We start from the raw sequence: 22,100 nt of genomic DNA, 5'->3' as shown, positions 1-22,100 counted from the left end.
CTTTCTACTGCAAATCTTTAATACGACTATTCTTTGCTAGCTCGTTTCAGATTGCTCTGAAACCTCTTCAAATATTTTCTGCCTTGATATTCAGTGCTGCATTTGATTTATGGTTTCGACCAGTGATGAGGCCAAAAAGTTTCGCCAACATGCGATATATCAAACGTATACCTAATAAGGTAAAAACTGCTTCCAGCATGGTCATGCAAAACCCGATCAGGGGATTGCGTACTTCCATGCGTCTGCGCATTTTTGCCATCATGCGGTCACGAGAAATTTCTATGCTGTCGTAGAAAGTAGGCACGACCAGCAAAGTCAAAATCGTCGAAGTGATGGTGCCACCGATAATTGCAATCGCCAGCGGACGGTAGAATTCACCGCCTTCACCCAGGCCCAGGGCCACCGGCAACATACCTGCAATCAAGGCAAAGGTAGTCATCAGGATAGGGCGCAAACGTACCCGGCCTGCATACATCAGTGCGTCTTCGCGGTCATAACCTTCTGCCTCGCGCTTACGGGCCGCATCCAGCAAAAGAATCGCATTTTTTGCCACCAGGCCCATGAGCATGATGATGCCGATAAAGCTCATCAAATTCAGGGTGCTGCCGGTTATCAGCAAGGCCAGCACCACGCCTATCAGGGACAGCGGCAATGACAGCATGACACCCAGTGGTGCTGTAAAGGAGCCGAACTGTATGACGAGTATCAAGTACATCAGGCCTATGCCGGACAACAGGGCAATCAGCATGGCACCGAATACTTCTTGCTGATCCTGACCTGACCCACCGAGTGACAAACCATAACCAGGCGGGTAGTCAAAGGATTCTGCCAGCTTCATGGCATCCGCGATCACTTCACCATTCGAACGACCCTGCGCATTGGCAGACACAGTGATAGTGCGCTTGCCATTGGCATGTTCAATACCAGATGGCCCCTTACCCATGGATACAGTGGCGATCTGATCCAGTGGCACCATTTGATTGGTACCAGATATCGCAATAGGCAGGCGCTCAATATTTTCCTTGCTGACGCGGTCATCCGGATGCAGGCGCACGGCCACATCGCGGGTTTCGCCGGTTGGGTCTACCCAGTCACCAACTTCGATACCGGCAAAGGCAACGCGCAAAGCCTGGGCGGCGTCATTGGAGGAGATGCCCATGGAATTGGCCAGGCCACGGTTAAGTTCTATCTTCAATTCTTTTTTAGGGTCCTGCTCAGACAAACCCACGTCAACCGCACCTGGTACCTGACGCAATTTATCCATGTAAGCACTGGTGATTTCCAGCAGCTTGCGGGAATCAGGGCCGGTGAATTCTATCTGCACCGGTTTTTGTGCGCCATTGTTGAGGTCGTCCAGCACCACATATTCAGCGCCAACCAGGACACGCACTTTTTCACGCAGTTCAGCGGCAATTTCCTTGGCTCCGCGTTTGCGTTCAGTGCGCTTGCCTATATCCACATAAATGCGGCCACCGGCTGGCGTGATATTGCTATTGGTTTCCTTGGTCTCGGCAATGGTACGGGCAATTTCTGCAGCTCTTTCCATTTTCAGGCGTGCATATTCCAGCGATGAAGATGCGGGAGTACGCACGGTAATCATCAGGTTACCTGAATCGGCTGCAGGCAAGAAACTGGTGCCACCCCATTTGACTTGTACACCCAAAGCAATCACCAGACTGACCAGGGCAATCGCACCCATGGAACGACGGTGATGCAAAGCCCAGGCGATCACTTTACTGTAACGGTCAGACTGATGGTCAAACCAGTCATTAAAGCGCGCCAGCACCTTGCTGATGCCTTTCTTGGGCGCAGTGTGATGATCTGGTGGGTCACCCCAGTATGCCGACAACATGGGATCAAGTGTGAATGAGATACCCAGACTGACCAGCACCGAGCAAGCCACGGTCAGCGCAAACGGACGGAACCATTCACCCGGCATGCCAGGCATGAAGGCCACAGGAATAAACACGGCAATGATGGAGAAGGTGGTGGCAGCGACAGCCAGACCAATTTCTGCCGTGCCTTCAAGTGCGGCAGTACGGCGGTCGGAACCATTCTGCATATGACGCACGATATTTTCACGCACCACGATCGCATCATCGATCAGTACACCTATCGCCAGCGACAAACCCAGCAATGTCATGAAGTTGAGCGTAAAACCGCACAACCAGACAGCGATGAAGGCGGCAATCACTGAAGTAGGCAAGCTCAGGGCGGTAATCAAAGTCGAGCGCCATGAATTCAAAAAGGCATACACGACGAAGATAGTCAGGCCAGCACCGAGCACCAGGGATTCTATGACATTGTTCAAGCTGCGCTGGGCATCCTGGCCACCGTCACGGGTGATTTCAAGCTTGGTGCCTGGTTGTGTCTTTTCGAAATCCTTGTTGATTTCATTGACCTTGTCGCGCACTGCCTTAGCCACGCTGACGGTACTCGCATCACGGGCACGGGTCACGAAGATACCCACATTTGGTTTACCACTGCGTATGCTGAGACCATCTTTGTCAGCGAAGCTGTCTTCTATGGTCGCCACTTGTGACAGGCGCACAATCTGGTCACCATTGCGCTTGACCACGATGCCCTGAAATTCTTCTGGTGTTTCTATGCGGCCCACCAGACGTATGCTTTCTTCATCCAGGTTACCGCGTATCTTGCCTACCGGCGCATTGGTGTTCTGGTTGCGCAGGGCATTAACGACTTCGCCTACAGAGACATTGAATTCGCGCAGTTTTTCAGCGCGCAAGAGTACCGACAATTCACGCTTCAGGGAGCCACTGACTTCTACCGTCGCCACACCACTGATGCTGCGCAATTTATCAGCCAGGGTATCTTCAGCAAGGCGTGAAATCTCGGCGTGGCTACGTTTGTCCGAGGACAAGGCCATATTGACGATAGGTTGTGAACCCGGGTCCCAGCGGCGTATCATGGGTTCGCGCATTTCTGTCGGCATTTTATAACGCAGGCCAGAAATCACATTGCGGACTTCGTCAGAAGCCTCGATCATGTTCTTCTTGAAGCTGAAGCGCATATCAAAACGACCGCTGTTTTCTGATGCGGTTGCCCATACTTCCTCAACGCCAGAAACCGCTTGCAGGGATTTTTCCAGGCGATTGATAATTTCGCGTTCTACCGTATCTGGTGAAGCGCCGGGATAGGCAATCATGACCGACAAACCAGGCACTTCGACGTCAGGGTTTTGATTAACCCGCAGTTTGCTGAGCGCCAGCAAACCCAGGGCCATGAGAGCGACAATCAGGACGATGGTCGCCGTCGGTTTTTTGATACTGAAGTCGGACAGGAACATGATTATTTCCCTTGCGCTGGAGTAGCGTCAGCAACAGCAACCTTGGCCACTGCCATTTCTATGTTCTGGCCATCCTTGAAACTGGAACTGGGGCTGCGCATGACCACATCGCCAGCTGCCAGGCCACCGCGGATTTCATAATTACCGGTGCGTTGATCGCGTTTGCCTATCTGCAAATCAACCCGGCTCAGGGTCTTGCCTGCAACTTTCCAGGCATAGGATTTGTCACCGGACTTGATGACGGCAGCTTCTGGCAAGGTCAGAGCATTAACGGTGGCTGCCTCGATATTGCCTTCGGCATACAGACCGGATACCCGGGGCTGATTGCTGTCAGCAAAGGCCACCAGTACTTCTACCTGGCGGGTCACATCATTGGCGGCCGGGTCTACCCTGGTGACCTTGCCGCGGAACTCTTGCCCGGCATAACCATTGATACGAAAACCTACAGGCTGGCCAACCTTGACCATGGCAATCTTGTCTGTTGAGACACGGCCAGCAAAGCGCATGCTGGTCGGGTCTATGACCTTGACCAATTCCTTGCCTATGGCGGCGGTATCCCCAGCCGATACCTTGCGTTCACTGACGACGCCATCAAATGGGGCGCGCACGACCGTGCGTTGCAATTGCTGGCGTGCCACTACCGCACGCGCTTTGGAAGCTGACAACTCGCTCTGGGCGCTGTTACGGCGTACTTCTGCATCATCCAGTGCCTGCATTGATGTCATGCCCGAGGCACGCAGGGTTTTCAGCCTTTGCAGGGCGCGATCAGCCTGGTCCAGGGCCAGGGCAGAGGAACGGGCATTGTCTTCAGCTGAACTAAGATTGTCGCGTATGGAGGTTTCGTCGAGCTTGACGAGGACATCGCCACGTTTCACGACATCGCCATTTTCCTTCAATACCTGCAACACTATCGCCGATACTTCGGCCCGCAAATCAGCTTTGCGCTCTGGCTGTATGGAACCGGTAACCACAGGGCCGGATGCCAGGGCATTGCTTTGTACCGTCATGACGTCTTCCGGGGCAATCACCAGCTTGACAGGAGGTTTGTCTTTCTTGTCCTTGGCATCGCCCTTATCTGCTGTTGCGCTGGCTTCGGAACTGGCACTGGCTTTTTCCGCGGCTTTGTCTTTGCTGCATGCCGTCAGGGCAGACGCAATGGCCAGAACAAGTAGAGTTTTACGTAACATGATGATCCCTGTCGCTATGAGTGTGGGGAGAAATGGATGAGAAAGTATTCCCTGTAGCACTGTCCAGTTCAAGCGGCATGGATTTGAATTGCACTTTTTAATGGATGAAGTGCAGATTTAGCGGGCTGAAATGCAGGCAGGCTGACTGAAATACCTGGATCAGACTGTGATAGGAGTGAAAACTACAGAGGAAGTACAGAAGACCGTCATAGCGACTGTCATGGCAACATTGAAAACCTGGCGGGAAAAATCAGGCTCTGTTATCAGGCTCTGTTCAGTAGTAGCTGACGAACTGCTTCGACATAGTTCTTACTGACAGCTACTTCGTCACCATTACACAAACTGACTTGATAAGCCCCATTGCCCAGGGATAGTAGATGTACAGGCTGGTCAGCCTTGACGATGGCACCGCGGTGGACCCGGATGAATTGCGCCGGGTCAAGATATTCTTCCAGTTTGCTTAAAGGTACTCTGTGCAAGACCACGCGCTTGTCCAGATGCAACTCTACATAATTGCCAGCTGCGGCCATCCAGTGGACATTTGAGAGCAAAATATTTTCCATTTCACCTACGGAACGTACCGTCACCCTTTTCAGGTAGGCAGGCCTGGTTTCACTGCCGTTAGGCTGAGCAGCATCCAGATAGCTGGCCAGGGCCTGGCCATAGGCGTTTGGCCTGGTCAGGTTAAACATGTCCCTGGCTCTTTCCAGGGCTTTGGCAAATCTGTCACTACTATACGGCTTGAGCAGGTAATCAAGTGCCTGCAATTCAAAGGCATCAATGGCGTGGGCATTGTAGGCGGTAACGAAAATGATCAAGGGTGGCTTGCCTTGCGCGAGCAGACTGCGTGCCAGCTCCAGGCCAGACTCTTTGGGCATTTGTATGTCAAGAAACACCACATCAACCGTATGCTGTGCCAGATACTCGCGCGCAGTGGCTGCATTTTTGAACTCAGCCAGTACTTGCCATTCAGGAAATTTACTCAAGGCATAGCGCAAGGTGATGCGCGCATGATCTTCATCATCGACGATGATGCTGCGCATCATTGTTGGCATCGTCGGCATGGCTGGCATGGCAGTCATGCTGGCCTGTGCATAGGCATGCTGATTGTCACCTGGAAGCGCCCCGCCTGTGTTTCTGTCTGCAAGGAAGCAGCACCGCCATAAGCCAGTTGCAGACGCGCCTGGGTATTACGCAAGCCCAGGCCAACCCCGGGGTTGGCGGCGGCCTCGGCATGAACAGGATTGCTGATGCGTATCAACAAGCGCTGCGACTGGCAATCAAAGCTGCACAAGATATCACTGGCATCTTCATGGCAATCCAGGTCATGTCTCAAGGCATTTTCTATCAGGGGTTGCAATAACAAGGGCGGGCAATCGCAAGCCAGCACTTGATCAGCGGCACCCTGTATGGCGATATGCAGGCGCTCACCATAGCGCAGGCGCTGCAAGGCCAGGTAATCTTCGACAAATGCCAGTTCTTCAGAAAACCTGACCCAGTTTTTATCCCCGGCGGCCAGGGCATAGCGCAAGAGTTCACTCAAACCATGGATACCATGCAGGGCCACATCCTTGTCATCAGAAATCACCAGGGCACTGATGGCATTGAGGGCATTGAACATGAAATGCGGTTCCAGCTGGGCCCGCAAGGCCAGGGATTTTTGCTGCTCCAGCTCCAGCCGCAGAGCCAGGGTATCTGCTCTTTCTTGCGCCCAGGCACGGCCTCTTTCCTGACTTTGCTGCCAGATCTTGATGGCAACTACGGCAAAATAAACCGCACTGATGGAAGACAGGCGCAACAGTGCCGCCAACTTGTCGAAGACCTGCAACTCTGCCTCAATCTGCCCCCAGTTCATATCATGCGGGCCATCCAGGGTAAACAATTTGCCTACATAGAGTAACTGTCCTGGCAACACGATCAGCAATAACAAGACATAGCCAAAAGCGATGTGCCGGGTACTGCTGATGAACCAGGGCCAGCGTGTGAAACAATAAGTCAGAATATAACTGAGTATAGCCAGGGCGATGGCACTGCTGCCCCAGCTCAGAAAAATCAGCCAGAAGTCGCCCTGGTTCCCTTCGCGCAAATCATCATTGAGCGAAGTCAGCGCACCGATCAGGCTGAGCGTGCTCCAGACAAATACATTCAAGAGCAATACCTTCAGCGCTGCCTGCCAGGTCTGCGGTGCAGCTGGCGGCAAGTCGCTTGGTGAGGTAGGCAGGCTGGTGGTATTCATGGCTTGCAGTATAGCAGCGCCTCAGCCCGGAATTTTCTGTACAAGAAATTTTCGTCACGGCAGAAATCATTTTCATCACTCAAGACCACAAAGCCGTTTAGTGCAGGCTCAAAATCCGGCATTCACAGCGAACTTGCCCAGTACATTTTATTGGCAAATCCATATCCGCTTGCAAAGCCAAGGAGCCTATCATGCAATACCAGATCAACTACCAGCAGCACTCTGCATATAGGGTAAAACTCATTTGCATTCTATTTTTGGCGATCTTACTGCTTGCCTATATACCCATTGCCATGGCCATGGATAATTTGCAAATTCCACGGGCCAGCAAGCCGCCGGTACTGGCTGATTATGTGACTGGCGTACCAGCCAATGCGGGTGTGGAAATTACGGACTTCCGGCAAAAAATACCGGGTGATGGCATACCGGCAAGCAAATCTACCAAGGCTTATCTGTCTTACGATGACAGTCATTTTTATGCGGTGTTCGTCGCCAAGGACGATCCCTCGCTGGTCAAGGCACGCATGGCTAAACGTCAGGATTTCCTGGGCGATGATTACGTCATCCTGGAGCTTGATACCTTCCACGATAAACAGCGCTCCTTCGTATTCTTCATCAATCCCTATGGCGTACAGCTTGATGCCAAGCGTACCGAGGGACAGGAAACCGATTTCGACTTTGAGACCCAATGGCAGTCCGATGGTCAGTTGACTAGCGATGGCTATGTCGCCATGATGGCCATTCCTTTCAAGAGCCTGCGCTTCAGAAGCGCGCCTGTACAGGAGTGGGGAATCGCCGTCGGCCGCATGATAGCGCGCTTGAATGAGGCATCTTACTGGCCTTATATCACGCGCCGGGAAGCTGGCTTTGTGCCACAAATGGCGACGGCAGAAATTCGCGAACAAATTACACCGGGACGCAATCTGCAACTCGACCCTTATGTGTATCTGGGTAACAGCCGCATCCTGGATCGTGACAGTGCCAGCACGCCATTCTGGAAGAAAGAACGCAAGATCAATAGCGGGCTCGATGCCAAGTGGGTTTTGTCAGAGGCAATCGCTCTGGACATGACGATCAAGCCTGATTTCAGTGAAGTTGAATCCGATGAACCGCAAGTTGTCATCGACAAGCGCTATGAAACCCTGTTCCCGGAAAAACGTCCCTTCTTCCTGGAAAATTCCGGTTTTTTCCAGACACCACAACCCTTGTTTTTTTCGCGCCGCATCAGCGAACCGACCTATGGACTCAGGCTGACAGGACGTGAAGAACACTGGGCCTTTGGTGGCTTGCTGATGAACGATAAGGCCCCTGGTCAATTGCTGGATCCCGCACACAAGGATTTCGACAAAGATGCGCGCATCACGGTCTTGCGTGCGCAAAATGATTTCTCTGCCGGCTCCAATCTTGGTGGCATGCTGACCCAGCGCAGTCTGGGCGGCATTTCCAATACCGTCGCGGGCATGGACATGTTGTATCAATGGGACCAGAACTGGGTGATTGCCGCCCAGCTGGCAGGCAGCAAAACCACGGATGCAGGCCAGCAGCAAAGCCAGGGCAGCCTGGCCTATGCCGAATTCAAACGTGTCGATAAAAACTTCAATTACTCGGGGAAATTGCTGGATATCTCACGCGATTTTGATACCACACTGGCGTTCTTGCCACGCAAGGACATACGCCAGACTACCCAGACTGCCAGCTACTTATGGGAAGTCGATGAGCATGCCTGGTTGCAAACCCATGGCCCGCAAATCACTGCCGTCGCCACCCGTGATCATCAAAACATCTTGCAAGACTGGTCACTCGATAGTGCCTATATCGTCAATGGCATAGGCAGTACTACGCTGGAAGCCCATCTGCTGAATGCTTATGAACGTTTTGAGGGCGGACAATTCCGTAAAAATGGCTATCTGCTCTCTGCCACCTCGGACTGGCTGAGCTGGCTGACCGTGGATATTAAAGTCGGCCAGAATGAAGTCATCAATTACCTGCCTGCATCTGGTCAAGCCGCCCAACTGGGTGATGCCAGGAGCATCGCCGCCGTGTTGACAGCTAAACCCAGCAAGCATATGCGGGTGGAACAAACTCTGCTCTGGAATGATTTGCGCCTGCAAAACAGCCTGGCCGGGCAAAACCGCGGCGGCATGATTTATCGTGACCTGCTGTCACGTACGCGCTTTAGCTACCAGCATAACCGCTACCTGGGCCTGCCCTGATACTGGACTATGATTTCCTGAAAGCGAACCCACAACTGACACGCCTGGAAGCTGGCAAGCATTTGAATTCAGATTTCCAGCTCAGTTATGTGCTCAGTCCAGGCACCACTTTTTATGCCGGTTTTAGCGACAGGCAGGAAAATTTGAAATTGCTGGGAAATCCTCCCTACCTGCAAAACACCGAGAATCTGGATTTGCATACAGGCAGGAGAGTGTTCATGAAATTCAATTACCTGTTCCAGTTATAAACAAGGACTGTCATCAGGAATTGGACAGGCAGCGTATGACTGTCTCATCGATAGTTTTTCCAGTAGGCAGACATTCGCGCAAAGTTTTTTTTGACTTGCTCTTGCTGGCATTAAGCGTTGGCGCATCAGGGATCAGCCAGCTTTGGTAACGGGGTGTGAAGATACCATCATGCATATTGCGAAAACGAAATGGCAAAGAAATGATGGTGCCATGCTGATTCACCTGCACATGAAAATGCAGATGCGGCGTAGTAGAGTAACCGCTATTACCAGACAAGCCCAGCACATGTCCGGCAGCTATCTGCATGCCGGGCTGCACCTGTATGGAGTTTTGCATGAGATGAAAGTAATCGGCCCAGCTACCATCATCATGCAATATGCGCACATAATTGGCCTTGTCGATAAATTCTGCCTCAGGTTTGCCATTGTCGGCAAACTGGCTGACTATTTCGACGACAGTGCCGGCACGCGCTGCCACCACGGTCGTGCCCATGGGCATATTGATATCAACTGCATACCGAGTGGCCACGGTCTTGTGTGAAAACAGCGGCCCATCTGCTGCCTGCAAGATCTGGTAGCCCTGATTGGCCAGAAAGGGAATGCCATAATTGATACTGGCGTCAGGGTGCGCATTGGGGTCACCCTGCACATACTGGCTGTTGTAATAAAAAGTATAGCCAAACTGCTTGTCGACCGAAGACACTTCCACCAGTTCCATGGTTTGTCCACCCGCCAGTTGCGCTTGTATAGGCCATGGACGGCTGGAAGCAAGGTTACTGGAACTGCTAAGCTGCAAATTTACGGTAACTGGCAGACGGCTATGATTGCTGGCGACGACAGTATGTGAATAGGCAGTTTTGACTGTTTCTATTTTTACCTGTTCACTACGTGCCTGCACTGGCATGGCCAGCACGAGGGATATTCCCAGGCAGCATGAAGCTTGCAAAAAAATTGGCGGCGCTGACATGGATCAGCGTGTCAGCGCGGCGCACGCCAGATCGTGCGGCCACCTACGGTCACACTCTCCAGTTCACCAGCATGACGCATGTTTTCAAGCACGGACATCACCATGGACAAGGGTAAAGCTTCACCTGGCCATCTTATCCAGAAGTTGGCTATGCCTTCCGCCGTGTCGGCACTATTGGGGCGGGCTTGCAGATAACTGTGTATGGAATGTCTGATGAATTCCAGCTCTTGTGCCTGCATCAGCCTTCTCCCTTATTCAGCTCTTGCTGTATGCGAAGGACCAGGCCCTTACTGGCGTCCTCTATATAATCAAGCACCAGATCAAAGCCATGCGGGCCACCATAATAAGGGTCTGGCACGATTTCGCTGTCACTCTGGCTGGCGTAATCCATCATGAGCTTCAGCTTATGCTGGTAGGCAGGCGGACAAGCTGCTTTCATCCTTGCCAGGTTCTCTTTGTCCATGGCCAGTAGCAAATCAAATTTTTCAAAGTCATCATCGCTGAGCTTGCGCGCTCTTTGCTGCGACAAGTCTATGCCGCGACGGGCGGCAAATTCTTGCGAACGCGGGTCGGGTGGCTCGCCTATATGATAAGCATGGGTACCGGCAGAATCGATATGCAGGTTCAGGCCCGCGGCCAGCGCATGACTGCGGAACACGCCTTCAGCACTGGGGGAACGGCAAATATTGCCCATGCAGACAAATAAAATTGCCCTGGAAGTCGACTTTTTCATGAGTAAATCAAAAATTCTTAATAGAAAGCTAAAATTACCTATGTTCGTGACATGCTAACACGCAGCTTTGGTATCAGCAAAGGCCGATGCTGGCCTGAAAAAAACACATGGTATTATTTCAGAACTGAGCACACCAGAATTCTCCCTCTCACTTAGGCGCGTATGACAGAAAATATCTCAACTCCTGACTCAGCCACCCACTTTCGCCCGGCCATTGATGCCGACGCTGAAATTATCGCTGCGCTGGTAAATAGTGCCTACCGCGGTGACAGCAGCCGCCAGGGCTGGACTACCGAGGCTGACTTATTGCAGGGTTCACGCATACATGCACCTGAAGTACGCGAACTGATCGCGACGCCGGGCTCGGTCATTCTGCTATGCCTGCAAGGCGAGGACATCATAGGTTGTGTCAATCTGGAAAAAACGGAGGATGCCGCTTACCTGGGCATGTTTGTGGTGCGCCCTGTGCTGCAAGGTAATGGCATAGGCAAGCACTTCATGCAAACTGCAGAGCAATATGCCCAGCAACTCTGGGGCATACAAAAAATCTGGATGACAGTCATCAGTGTCAGACAAGAATTGATTGCCTATTATGAGCGTCGCGGTTACGCGCGCACTGGCCGCTTCAAGCCCTTCCCTACAGACAATGGCAAGGAAAAAATGCTGGTTGAAAACCTGCAGTTTGAAGAGATGGAGAAAATTCTGGGCTGAGCGGCTTATCTGGGTTTGGCGGGATAATAAATACTGGCGGCAATAGCAAGGCAAAAGGCGATACCTACGCCATATAGCAGGCGCAAGTCGCTGCCTATGAGGTAAGGATAAAACATCAAGCCCACGGCTAGCCATTTGACTCGCTTATTGAGTTTTTTCCTGCCATAGTAAAACGCCGCCATCCCCAGCAAACCAAAAGCAAAGGCGGCAATCAGGTAAGCCGGTGAGGGCAACAGGCTCCATAGTAATTCCCAGTATTCTTGCTGGTCCATAACATCCATCCTTATTAGCATAGCCCTGATAGTACAGGAAAATGAACGCAATACAGATCAACAGCATGCTGCAACAGGCAGTCGCACTACATCAACAGGGCCAGCTAGATGCCGCAGAAGAGCTATACCAGCAAGTCTTGCAAACCCAGCCCATGCATTTTGATGCCCAGCAATTGCTGGGAGTGATTGCCCGCCAGCGTGGTGATGCAGCACTGGCCGTCACTCGTCTGCGTCAGGCTGTCGCTATCGATGCGCAACAAGCCATTGCCCATGGCAACCTGGGTGCAGCCTTGCAAGACCTGGGTTTGTCACAAGAGGCCCTGGCCAGTTATGACCTGGCCCTGCAATTGAAACCGGATTACGCCATGGTCTGGAATAATCGCGGCAATGTCCTGCGCAGCATCGGTAAGCCTGCCGCCGCCCTGCATAATTATGACAAGGCCTTGCAGCTGCAGCCACGCTATCCCCAGGCCTTGTTAAACCGCGGCATCAGCCTGCAAAGCATGGATGACCATCAGGCAGCCTTGCAGGATTTTGAGGAAGCTCTGCAATTGAGTCCACAAGATGTCGCCACGCATTTTGCCCGCGCCTATAGCCTGCAATGCTTGCATCTGGAGGCAGAGGCAATCGACGGATATGAGTCAGTGTTGCGCTGGCAGCCCGGACATGAGCAAGCCTGGTGCAATCGTGGCATGTGCCTGCAAAAATTGCAGCAATTGCCCGCCGCGCTTGATAGTTTTGAACAGGCATTGAACATCAAACCCGGGTATGGCAAAGCCCATCTGCAACGCGCCCATGTCTTGCGCCTGTTGGAGCAAAGCGATGCTGCCATTGCGGCTTATCAAACGGCAGCCAGGTATTGCAGCGATGAGGCAGAACAGGCGCAAATCCAGTATGCGCTGGCTGCCCTGGGCGTGACAGAAACACCAGCAAATTCGCCTCCAGCCTATGTGGCTGATTTGTTTGATCAGTACGCTAGCCACTTTGACCAGCATTTACTGGAAGTCTTGCATTATCAAGTACCCGCCTTGCTGAGTCAGGCCGTCATTAAATATGTCAAGCCAGGGCCAGGCAATTACCTGGACCTGGGTTGCGGCACGGGCTTGTGTGCGCCTTATCTGCGGGCACAGGCCAGTAAGCTGACAGGCATAGACTTGTCAGAAAAAATGCTGGCCCAGGCCAGAAAAACTGGCTGGTATGATGAATTGCACTGCGCAGAAATAAGCGACTGGCTACAACTGCAAGACCAGGATTTCGACCTCATCATTGCAGCCGATGTGTTTGTCTATATCGGTGATCTGACCCCGGTATTTGCTGCCGTCAGCCGTGTCATGCAAACTGGTGCCGTGCTGGGATTTTCTGTTGAAGTGGCAGACGGTAGCGCAGATTATATTTTGCAGCCATCGCAACGCTATGCCCATAAGCTGGCTTATCTTCAGCGTCTGGCAGAATTACATGGCTTTGCCATCGTCGAGGCCAGCCAGGAAATAGCGCGCCAGGATAAAGGCCAGCATATACTCGCCTATCTCCTGGTCATGCGACGACTATAATGCAGCGACTATAATGCGGCGACTATAACTTACGCCATCAGCAAGAGGGCGATGCTGGTTGCCAGGCCTGCACTCCAGATCAGGGTACGCAAAGTACCCTGGTTCATCAGATAGCTAATGGTGTAGACAATGCGCAAGGCAATGAACAGAATGGCCAGCTGATCTATGCGCCCCTGGTCCACATGGGCTTGCTGGGCCAATAGCACGGCAGCGATAAAGAGGGGCAAGGCTTCAAAACCATTTTGCTGTGCTGCATTGGCTCTTTGCTGCCAGCCACTCAAGCCCTTGGCCCATTCCCTGGGAGCGCTATTGTCATACCTGCCTGCATCACGCGGCAATTTTGCGGAATGTGCTTTGGCGATTCCTACCGTCATGATGGGTAATATGCATGCGGCCAGCACGCACCAGTTTGCAATAGTCATTTTATCTCCAAAAGTGGTGGATTAAAGTTCAACTCTTCCAGAGTCGCACAATACCAGCACTCAGATAAATACGCAGCAAAATATATTGCTAAACCACCAGCTCCCACCCAGCCCTGGTCAGCGGCAAGCGGGTCACTGGTTTGCCGCTAGCTGCCAGCAAGGCATTGGCAATCGCCGGACCTATGGAGGGTGGGCCTTCTTCCCCTACCCCTTCGATTTTGTCACCTGTGCCCATGACCATGACATCGAGCAAAGGAGTTTGTGCCAGCGTCAACAGGCGATAGCTATCAAAATTTCCCTGTTCCACCTGGCCATCCTTGAAACTGATTTCACCGAACAAGGCAGCAGTCAGACCAAACAAAGTGCCGCCCATCATTTGTGCTTCGACTGCCCTGGGATTGGCGACTACACCGGGATCTATGCCTGCCGTGATTTTAATCAGACGGAATTGCCCAGGTTTGACGACGGCAAGCTCAACGATATGGGCACTGAACAACCAGTCGCCACTGCCATTCATGGCAAAACCGCGGTAATGGTTTTTGGGCAGGGGTTTGTTCCAGCCCGCCCGCTCAGCCAGCGACTGCACGAATGCCAGAGCCCTGGGATTGTGCTGCAATAAGCGACGCCGGTATTCCAGGCTGTCCTGGCCAGCCCGGCGCGCCGCCTGCTCCAAAGTATGTTCCAGGAAAAAGCAGTTTTGTGAATTGCCTACCGAACGCCAATAGGCACAGGGTACACCAAAATCCACCCTGGTCCAGCGCGTATCAAATGCAGGGAATTGATAACTGCTACCCAGCCAGCCCATGGTAAAACTCCAGTCAAAGCCATCCCTGGCAGGGCTATTTGTCACCCTGGAATATTCCAGCAAAGATGGCCCAGCCGTATCATGACGCAAGGCCAGCGGCAGATGATTCTGGTCCAGCGCCAGTCGTACCCGCGAAGCCGTGATGGGACGGTAATAGCCAGCGCGCATATCATTTTCACGCGACCATATGGTTTTCACCGTGGCACCAGCAGCCTTGGCGATCAATGCTGCCTCAATGGCAAAGTCATGTTCCAGCCTGCGACCAAAACCGCCCCCCACATGCTGGGTATGGATTTGCACTTGCTCAGGCTGCAGGCCCAGGGCCTTGGCGACGCCTGTTTGGGTATCGGTCTGGCTTTGCGTGGAAAGCCAGACTTGCGCGCCTTCTGCTGTGACTTCGACAGTGGCATTCAAGGGTTCCATCGCAGCATGCGCCAGGAAGGGTAAGTCAAATGTCGTATCAATGACGGTACTGGCAGCCGCCATGGCTGTTTCTGTGGCTTCAGCATGTTGTGCCTTAGTGTTAGGAAAGGCTTTACCTGCCCCGGTGGCCACTGCCTGCAGCAGGCTGGCGCGCATGTCTGCAGTATTGATGCTGGCATGCGCACCATCTTGCCAGACTGGCTGCAATAATTGCAGGGCCTGGCTGGCTATCCAGTAACGCTCAGCCACCACAGCCACTGCATTGCTCAGACGAACCACCTTGCGTACCCCTTTGACAGCCAGGGCGGCCCGCTCATCCACACTTTGCAGGCTGCTGCCAAAGCGTGGTGCATGCAAGACTGCGGCTACCAGCATGTCGGGACGCTGCACGTCTATGCCAAACACGACGCTGCCATCTACCCGCGACGGGATATCGGGGCGTGCTACTGACTGCCCCAGTATCTTCCAGTCCCGGGGGGCTTTGACAACCGGCTTTTCTGGCGGTGCCAGCAGAGCTGCTGCCTGTATCAAATCGGTATAGGGCAAGCTACGGCCTGTCGCTGCATGGCTCACCTGCGCCTGGCTGGCTATGCAATCCTTGACATCAACTTGCCATTGCAAGGCCGCAGCCTGCACCAGCATTTGCCTGGCTGCGGCACAGGCCGGGGCGATGGTCGCCATGGCAGAATGAAAACCAGCGCTGGCAAAGGTGGTGATGCCTGGCGGCCAGCGCCGGTGGAATTGCTTGACCACGGGGGCATGGACTATGCGCACCTTTGCCAGGGGCATCTCCAGCTCTTCTGCGACGATCTGGGCGATGGCGGCGTGGGTACCCTGGCCAAGGTTGGTGACGGTGGTGCATGCAGTCACCAGGCCAGCAGCATCCATGCTGAGCCAAAAATCAAAAGGGGACACTGCCTGTTTTTTTTCATCGGCTGCCAGGCTATCAAGCATGGGGATACTGCTACTGCCCAAAATCCAGGCACCGGCCACCAGAGAGGATTTCAAAAAACTCCTGCGTGCAGGGGAAGCGACTGTAGTCATGTCTTGACTCCCTTCTTGCCTGATTGTGGCTTGAGTTTGCTGGCCGCAGCATGTATCGCCGCCCTGACCCGCGGATAAGTACCGCAGCGGCAGAGATTGGTCATGGCTGCATTGATTTGCTGGTCAGTTGGGTGAGGGGTGGTTTTCAGCAAGGCAGCAGCGGCCATCAGCATGCCTGACTGGCAATAACCACATTGCGGCACCTGATGCTCTATCCAGGCTTGTTGCAAGACATGGCTGCGATCAGGGGACAGGCCTTCTATGGTAGTAATACTGCGCCCTTGCAAAGACGCTACTGGCATGACACAACTACGCAAAGCCTCCCCATCCAGATGCACGGTACAGGCACCGCATTGCCCGGCACCACAACCAAACTTGGTGCCGGTCAGGCCCAGGTCTTCGCGCAATATCCATAACAAAGGTGTGTCACTTTCTGCCTGACAGTGGCGCATTTGCCCATTCACTTTCAGATTCACATCCATCTTGTCCCCCATCGCTGACATTTGAATTCATTACCTGGATGAATTATCTGGCAATGACAAATTGCATGGACAGCTCTTGTGACGAAACCCCGAAACCCTGCTACCAGACATGCCAGGATGAGGGTCATTGTCATAGCCCTGGCTGCTATACTGAGCAGCATGGAAAACCTACGCACAGACAGCAAGCTCCTGACCCAGGCACCGACCTATACGCCAGCCAGTCTGCTCAAGCTTTTGCTGAGCAATATCCTGATCTGGACCAGCATGTGTGCCATCGGTGCGCTAGGCAATTATGGCGACCTGATCAAGCATGGTACTCAGCGCAGCTACGGCGAAATACTATGGTTCTGGGTCAGCAGCCATCTGCTGATGATGGTGTTTAGTACCTGCCTCTACCTGATCTTCATGCGGCGTGAACGCCAGCTCAGCAAGGCCAGTGGCATTGCGCTTGCTTATTGCGTCATGCTGCTTTGCTACCTGCCGCTGGAATTGATGTATATCGCGATTCTTGATCTGCTCAAGGACAAACCTGGTTTCGGGCTACAAGACATCATAGTCACGGCTATGAATTTGCGTGGGTTTAACATCTTCCTGGAATTTGCCTGGTCGACCGGCACCTTCATAGCGGTGCTGGCCATCTGTACCTGGCGCCAGGCACGCGTGCGTGAACATGCCTTGCAACTATCCATGAATGATATCTTGCATCTGCGGCTGGATCTGGAACAACAAAGGCTGAATGCCTTGCGCGGGCAACTTGAGCCACACTTCATCTTCAATTGCCTCAATGCCATCAGCGCCCTGGTCAGGAGCGATGACAAACGCATCGCCCTGACTGGCTTGAACCGCCTCAGCGATTTGCTACGCTATGCCTTGACTGCCAGCAGCAAAGACTGGGTGCGCCTGGAAGATGAAATGAATTTCATCCGTGATTATCTGGACTTGCAAAGACTGCGCTATGGCGAACGCTTGCAAGTCAGCATAGAAGGCGATAGTGATATGGTATTGGCCGGTGATTGCCCGCCTTTGCTGCTGCAACCCTTGCTGGAAAATGCCTTGCGCCACGATCTCGATTGTCATGAAGGCAGTAGTGATATACGCATGCAATTCAGCCTGCAGGCAGAAAAACTCAGTATCAAAGTCAGTAATACCGTCACCGATGGCGTCGCCCCCAACCCCGGGCTGGGCCTGGGCTTGCCACAGACACGCGCCCGGCTGGAGCTGATTTATGCTGGTCGTGCCAGCATGCATAGCGGCCCCATGCAGGAAGATGGACAGGCTCGTTTTATCGTGGAAATCCGGATGCCCCTGCATATGCCAGAAAGTGGCAACCCATGAGCAGCATACGCGCATTGATCGTCGATGACGAAGAACCCGGCCGTGCCAATTTGCGCTATGCCTTGCAAGACTACCCTGACTGGCACATCCTCGCCGAATGTGCCAGCGTCGCCAGCGCGAGAGAAGCGCTGCAGGCTCATGCCGTGGATATTATTTTTCTGGATATACAAATGCCGCGCGAAACCGGACTGGCACTGGCGCGAGAATTAAGCACACAGGCAAGCCCGCCGCTGGTCATTTTTGTCACTGCCTTCAATGCCCATGCCATAGAGGCCTTTGACCTGCATGCCCTGGATTATTTACTCAAGCCCTTTGATGACCAACGTCTGGCATTCTCCCTTGAGCGGGCCACAGCTATGCTGAGACAACGCCAGCAGGCCAGCTATGCCTTAGCCATGAGCCAATACATACAGGCAGAAGATGAGGCTAAAAAAGATAAGCCTGCTTACTGGCAACAAGTCAGCGTGCGCTCAGTTGGCCGCATAGAATGCATACAACTGGCAGATGTCTTGTGGATAGAAGCCGCCGGCAATTACATGCAATTGCACCTGCAGCAAATCTCAACAAAAGGGAAAATCCAGCGCCAGGTATTACACAGGGTGGCGCTGAGCCAATTGGAAAAACACCTGGACCCGGCATGTTTTATACGGGTACACCGTAGCGCCATCGTACGCTGCGATCAACTCCATCATCTAGAAGTATTGGGCGACGGCATATACCAGCTCAAATTAACGAATCAGGATACAGTGCCCGTCAGTGAACGCTATGTGGCTGATATCAAAAAGCGTATGGGTGATGGCTGAAACGCAGCCATTAAGAGTAGACAAAATACGAATCTTCTTTTTCATTACTAGCCATGACAAGAAATAATTCTCCTCGATTTTTTAAAATCCTCAACATTCTGATCTGGTGTTTTACATTGAATATTTGTAGTGCAGAGCAGCGGCCACAGGAAGCTGTCATTACTTCAGATAATAGTGTTTACGACACGCTGGAAATCAGTTTCCCGAATCCTGCTGCGCAAATAAAACTTGCCGGCAGCTTGAGTCTGCCCAGGGGGAAAGGCCCTTTTCCTGTTGTCATCCTCATCGCTGGTTCTGGCCCCATGAATCGGGATGAAGAAAATCTGCAGCACAAGCCCTTCTTGGTACTGGCAGACCATCTTGGCCGACGGGGTATTGCTGTACTGCGTTTCGATAAGCGCGGTGTAGGAAAATCCGAAGGCAATCTCGCCCTTGCCAGGACATCTGATTTTGCTTCTGATGTTCACGCTGCGATTACCTATTTGCGCACCAGGGCAGAAGTCGATATCAACAAGCTGGGTTTGATAGGCCATTCAGAAGGAGGGACTATTGCCCCCATGCTTGCAGCAGAAAATAATGCTGTGCATTTCATCGTCATGATGGCAGGGTCAGGCTTGCGTGGAGATCAATTGATACTGGCACAAACCCGGGCACGGGACAGCTTGCTAAAAGTGCCGCGAGCCGAGTCAGGCAAGAAACTGGCGGCCCTGGAAAAAGCCATGCATGCAATAAGTAGCTCAGGCAACCTGGCTGAAAGCGAACAGGCACTGAAACCGATATTGAGCGCCGCTATTGCAGACAAGCTCATGTCTCAACCTGAGGCGGATGAACGTCTCGCAGTATATACAACGGCCTGGTTTCGTGAATTCGTTTTGTATGACCCACGGCCAGTTTTGAAAAAATTGACTATCCCGGTATTAGCACTGGCAGGCAGTCTGGATATCAGCATCCCATCCAGACAACATCTGCCTGCTATCCAGGAGGCGCTACACAATAATAAGCGAGCCACAGTACAAGAGATACCGCAATTGAATCACATGTTTCAAACTGCAGTAACGGGCGATTTTTCTGAATTTGGCAAAATAAAAGAAACCATGTCACCGCGCGCCATGAAGATGATCAGTACCTGGATTAAGCACCAGGTGAAATAAAAAAGGCGACATCACTTCGACGTCGCCCCTGGTTTTACACTTGCAATGTTACCAAACCTTGACCCTGTTCTTAGGCGCCAGATAAAGTTTTTGACCAGGCTGCACGGCAAAAGCATCGTACCAGGCATCCAGATTGCGCACGGTCAGTACGCGGTATTGTCCAGGCGCGTGTTCATTGGTAATGATAACGGTACGCAGGGCTTCATCACGCATCTTGCCGCGCCAGCTGCGGGCATAGGCGAGGAAAAATTCCTGTTCATCTTCCTTGGTGATGGCCTGGCCTTTTTGCTTCATCGATGCATGGTAGGCATCATAGGCCGCCATCAAACCGGCCAGATCGGCAATGTTTTCACCCAGGGTCTGTGCACCATTGACAGACAAATCAGGGAAGGCCTTGTATTGATTGAACTGGGCGATCAGTGCCTTGGAAGACGCCTTGAAGTGGGCCAGATCCGCCTTGCTCCACCAGTTGCGCAATTCGCCTTTGGCGTCAAACATGGCACCGGAATTATCGAAGCTATGGCTGATTTCATGGCCTATGGTGGCACCCAGGGCACCGTAGTTGGTAGCGTCGCTGGCTGCCAGATCAAAGTTGGGTGCCTGCAAATAGGCAGCCGGGAAATTGATGGCATTTTGCAGCGGCATATTGACCGCATTCACCAGTTGCGCATTCATGCACCATTCAGTGACATCGACAGGCTGACCAAATTTTTCCAGTGCACGGCGATATTCAAATTCCTGCGAACGTTCGCGGTTGCCATAGGCATCAGCCGCATCGACAGTCAGGCCTGAATAATCGCGCCATTTGTCAGGATAACCAACACCAACATAGGTGGCCTTGATTTTAGCCAGTGCCTCTTGCTTGGTGGCTGGGGTCATCCATGTCAAAGCTTGTACACGTTCGCCAAAAGCCGCCAAAATATTGCTGACCATGCCATTGATACGGGTCTTGGAATCAGCAGAAAAATTTTCAGCTACATACAATTTCCCGACTTCTTCACCCAGTGCGTCATTAGTGGCACCAACAGCGTATTTCCAGCGCGGCTGGGCTGTCTTGGCGCCGGAAAGGGCGCTATAGAATTTGAATTTCTGATCAAAGAAAGCCTGTGGCAATACATTGGAGCGCTGGTTGATGGTGTGGAAACGCAAATAATCTTGCCAGCTGGCCAGTGGGGTATTTGCTACCAGCGCAGAAGAGGCTTTCAAGGCACCTGGATGCCAGATGATGAATTTGCTTTGGCCATCCAGGCCCGCAGCTTTAAAGTAAGCGGACCAATCTAGGCCAGCGGCTTTTTTGTTAAAGTCGGCCAGCGTCCAGGTATTGTCAGCTTTTAAAACATCTGATGTTGCTTCGCGATTGGCGTGACCTTTGGCGATCAGCATTTCCAGATCAAATACACGCTTGGCAGCCTGCTCGGCATCAGGCACATTGGCCAGTTTCAGAGTCGCGACTATATGCGCCAGATAGTTTTTTCTGATCTCAGCCATTTTGGGGCTGGCTGACAAATAATATTCACGGTCAGGCAGACCCAGGCCACCTTGCAGCAGGTAAGGCATGTATTTAGTATGGTCATGGAAACCTTGTGACACCCACAGGCCGAACAGGTTTTCAGTAAATACATTGGTGGCATTGATAGGGTCGACATCAGCGCGCAAATGCTTGCCCAGATAAGTCGACAGTGCCACCTTGTCTTTCAGGTCAGCGATGCTTTGCATCTCGCCCTGCAAAGGAGCCAGGCCGCGCTGGTTGATGGCATCGATGTTCAGATAAGAAGTGTAAAAATCCCCTATCTTGCGCGCAGCACTACCGGCATCAGCCTTGGTCGATTGCTCTATGATTTTCAAGACCTTGGCATCAGATTCTTCTACCAGCACATCAAAAATACCCACAGCGACCTTATCGTCAGGAATGACTGCGGATTTTTCCCAGGCACCATTGGCATAGCGATTAAAATCATTGCCCGGTGCGACCGCACTATCCATACCGCTTTCTTTTTTAAGCGAACTTGCTGGTCTGGTTTGAGTTGCAGAAGCTGCAGAAGCTGCAGAAGCTGCAGAAGCTGCAGAAGCTGCAGAAGCTGCAGAAGCTTCATCAGCAGCATGTGCCATGCTGTGCATCAGAGGTATGCTCAACATGACTTGCAGACACGCACGGGTCAGGGGTTTTATGACGAAATTTGTCTTGTTCATTATTTTCTTTCTTATGAGATT

Annotated in this window: 19 protein-coding genes; 7 read left to right on the top strand and 12 right to left on the bottom strand. The window is 52.5% G+C overall.

Features of this window, described 5'->3' with window-relative positions:
- Positions 1–67 precede the first annotated feature (67 nt).
- The 4 genes from ACO0LF_RS06750 to ACO0LF_RS06735 form a co-directional block, all read right to left on the bottom strand.
- Positions 68–3,307, bottom strand: coding sequence for an efflux RND transporter permease subunit (locus ACO0LF_RS06750; protein ID WP_423013191.1), 3,240 nt, complete (start codon positions 3,305–3,307; stop codon positions 68–70).
- Positions 3,308–3,309: 2 nt separating this feature from the next.
- Positions 3,310–4,494: an efflux RND transporter periplasmic adaptor subunit gene (locus tag ACO0LF_RS06745; protein ID WP_423013189.1), complete on the bottom strand. Its 1,185-nt coding sequence runs from the start codon at positions 4,492–4,494 to the stop codon at positions 3,310–3,312.
- A 263-nt stretch (positions 4,495–4,757) separates the two neighbouring features.
- Entirely contained in the window at positions 4,758–5,576 is an 819-nt protein-coding gene (locus tag ACO0LF_RS06740) for a LytR/AlgR family response regulator transcription factor (RefSeq protein WP_423013187.1), read from the bottom strand.
- Positions 5,573–6,730 carry a sensor histidine kinase gene (locus tag ACO0LF_RS06735; RefSeq protein WP_423013185.1) on the bottom strand — a complete coding sequence of 386 codons (1,158 nt, stop codon included), beginning with the start codon at positions 6,728–6,730 and terminating at the stop codon, positions 5,573–5,575. Before ACO0LF_RS06735 ends, ACO0LF_RS06740 begins: the two co-directional genes overlap by 4 nt.
- Positions 6,731–6,987: 257 nt before the next feature.
- Here ACO0LF_RS06735 and ACO0LF_RS06730 point away from each other — a divergent pair, with 257 nt between their 5' ends.
- Both ACO0LF_RS06730 and ACO0LF_RS06725 read left to right on the top strand, forming a co-directional pair.
- A complete protein-coding gene (locus ACO0LF_RS06730; protein WP_423013183.1) occupies positions 6,988–8,943 on the top strand; it encodes a DUF5916 domain-containing protein in 1,956 nt (651 codons plus the stop codon).
- 62 nt (positions 8,944–9,005) lie between these two features.
- A complete protein-coding gene (locus tag ACO0LF_RS06725; RefSeq protein ID WP_423013181.1) occupies positions 9,006–9,191 on the top strand; it encodes a hypothetical protein in 186 nt (61 codons plus the stop codon).
- A 13-nt stretch (positions 9,192–9,204) separates the two neighbouring features.
- On the opposite strand, the gene ACO0LF_RS06720 is transcribed toward ACO0LF_RS06725, so the two are convergent.
- The 3 genes from ACO0LF_RS06720 to ACO0LF_RS06710 all read right to left on the bottom strand — a co-directional run bounded on the left by ACO0LF_RS06720 (position 9,205) and on the right by ACO0LF_RS06710 (position 10,891).
- Positions 9,205–10,095 (bottom strand): M23 family metallopeptidase, encoded by an 891-nt coding sequence (locus tag ACO0LF_RS06720; protein WP_423013478.1) that lies wholly within the window; start codon positions 10,093–10,095, stop codon positions 9,205–9,207.
- Between the two features lie 74 nt (positions 10,096–10,169).
- On the bottom strand, positions 10,170–10,397 hold the full coding sequence (locus ACO0LF_RS06715) for a hypothetical protein (RefSeq protein WP_423013179.1): 228 nt from the start codon (positions 10,395–10,397) through the stop codon (positions 10,170–10,172).
- Complete coding sequence (locus ACO0LF_RS06710) at positions 10,397–10,891, bottom strand: low molecular weight protein-tyrosine-phosphatase (protein WP_423013177.1); 495 nt, start codon at positions 10,889–10,891, stop codon at positions 10,397–10,399. Before ACO0LF_RS06710 ends, ACO0LF_RS06715 begins: the two co-directional genes overlap by 1 nt.
- A gap of 162 nt (positions 10,892–11,053) precedes the next feature.
- Here ACO0LF_RS06710 and ACO0LF_RS06705 point away from each other — a divergent pair, with 162 nt between their 5' ends.
- The gene (locus ACO0LF_RS06705) at positions 11,054–11,602 is read left to right on the top strand and encodes a GNAT family N-acetyltransferase (RefSeq protein WP_423013175.1); all 549 of its coding nucleotides are present in this window, start codon (positions 11,054–11,056) and stop codon (positions 11,600–11,602) included.
- Positions 11,603–11,607: 5 nt separating this feature from the next.
- On the opposite strand, the gene ACO0LF_RS06700 is transcribed toward ACO0LF_RS06705, so the two are convergent.
- Positions 11,608–11,874 (bottom strand): hypothetical protein, encoded by a 267-nt coding sequence (locus tag ACO0LF_RS06700; protein WP_423013173.1) that lies wholly within the window; start codon positions 11,872–11,874, stop codon positions 11,608–11,610.
- 41 nt (positions 11,875–11,915) lie between these two features.
- On the opposite strand from ACO0LF_RS06700, the gene ACO0LF_RS06695 reads away from it, so the two are divergent.
- Positions 11,916–13,424 carry a tetratricopeptide repeat protein gene (locus ACO0LF_RS06695; protein ID WP_423013171.1) on the top strand — a complete coding sequence of 503 codons (1,509 nt, stop codon included), beginning with the start codon at positions 11,916–11,918 and terminating at the stop codon, positions 13,422–13,424.
- A 29-nt stretch (positions 13,425–13,453) separates the two neighbouring features.
- Here ACO0LF_RS06695 and ACO0LF_RS06690 read toward each other — a convergent pair whose 3' ends face one another.
- The 3 genes from ACO0LF_RS06690 to ACO0LF_RS06680 form a co-directional block, all read right to left on the bottom strand.
- Positions 13,454–13,846: an MAPEG family protein gene (locus ACO0LF_RS06690; RefSeq protein ID WP_423013169.1), complete on the bottom strand. Its 393-nt coding sequence runs from the start codon at positions 13,844–13,846 to the stop codon at positions 13,454–13,456.
- A gap of 88 nt (positions 13,847–13,934) precedes the next feature.
- On the bottom strand, positions 13,935–16,118 hold the full coding sequence (locus tag ACO0LF_RS06685; protein ID WP_423013167.1) for a molybdopterin cofactor-binding domain-containing protein: 2,184 nt from the start codon (positions 16,116–16,118) through the stop codon (positions 13,935–13,937).
- Complete coding sequence (locus ACO0LF_RS06680; RefSeq protein ID WP_423013476.1) at positions 16,115–16,594, bottom strand: (2Fe-2S)-binding protein; 480 nt, start codon at positions 16,592–16,594, stop codon at positions 16,115–16,117. The genes ACO0LF_RS06685 and ACO0LF_RS06680 overlap by 4 nt, the downstream gene beginning before the upstream one ends.
- Before the next feature lie 84 nt (positions 16,595–16,678).
- Between ACO0LF_RS06680 and ACO0LF_RS06675 the strand changes: the two genes are divergently transcribed.
- The 3 genes from ACO0LF_RS06675 to ACO0LF_RS06665 all read left to right on the top strand — a co-directional run bounded on the left by ACO0LF_RS06675 (position 16,679) and on the right by ACO0LF_RS06665 (position 19,889).
- Complete coding sequence (locus ACO0LF_RS06675; RefSeq protein WP_423013165.1) at positions 16,679–17,935, top strand: sensor histidine kinase; 1,257 nt, start codon at positions 16,679–16,681, stop codon at positions 17,933–17,935.
- Positions 17,932–18,738 carry a LytR/AlgR family response regulator transcription factor gene (locus ACO0LF_RS06670; protein ID WP_423013163.1) on the top strand — a complete coding sequence of 269 codons (807 nt, stop codon included), beginning with the start codon at positions 17,932–17,934 and terminating at the stop codon, positions 18,736–18,738. The genes ACO0LF_RS06675 and ACO0LF_RS06670 overlap by 4 nt, the downstream gene beginning before the upstream one ends.
- 116 nt (positions 18,739–18,854) lie before the next feature.
- Entirely contained in the window at positions 18,855–19,889 is a 1,035-nt protein-coding gene (locus tag ACO0LF_RS06665; protein WP_423013161.1) for an alpha/beta hydrolase family protein, read from the top strand.
- 48 nt (positions 19,890–19,937) lie between these two features.
- On the opposite strand, the gene ACO0LF_RS06660 is transcribed toward ACO0LF_RS06665, so the two are convergent.
- Complete coding sequence (locus tag ACO0LF_RS06660) at positions 19,938–22,079, bottom strand: M13 family metallopeptidase (protein WP_423013159.1); 2,142 nt, start codon at positions 22,077–22,079, stop codon at positions 19,938–19,940.
- Positions 22,080–22,100 lie beyond the last annotated feature (21 nt).

This window comes from Undibacterium sp. Di27W, assembly GCF_049340345.1.
Taxonomy (GTDB): Bacteria; Pseudomonadota; Gammaproteobacteria; order Burkholderiales; family Burkholderiaceae_D; genus Undibacterium.
This window is presented reverse-complemented; position numbering and strand designations above follow the sequence as displayed.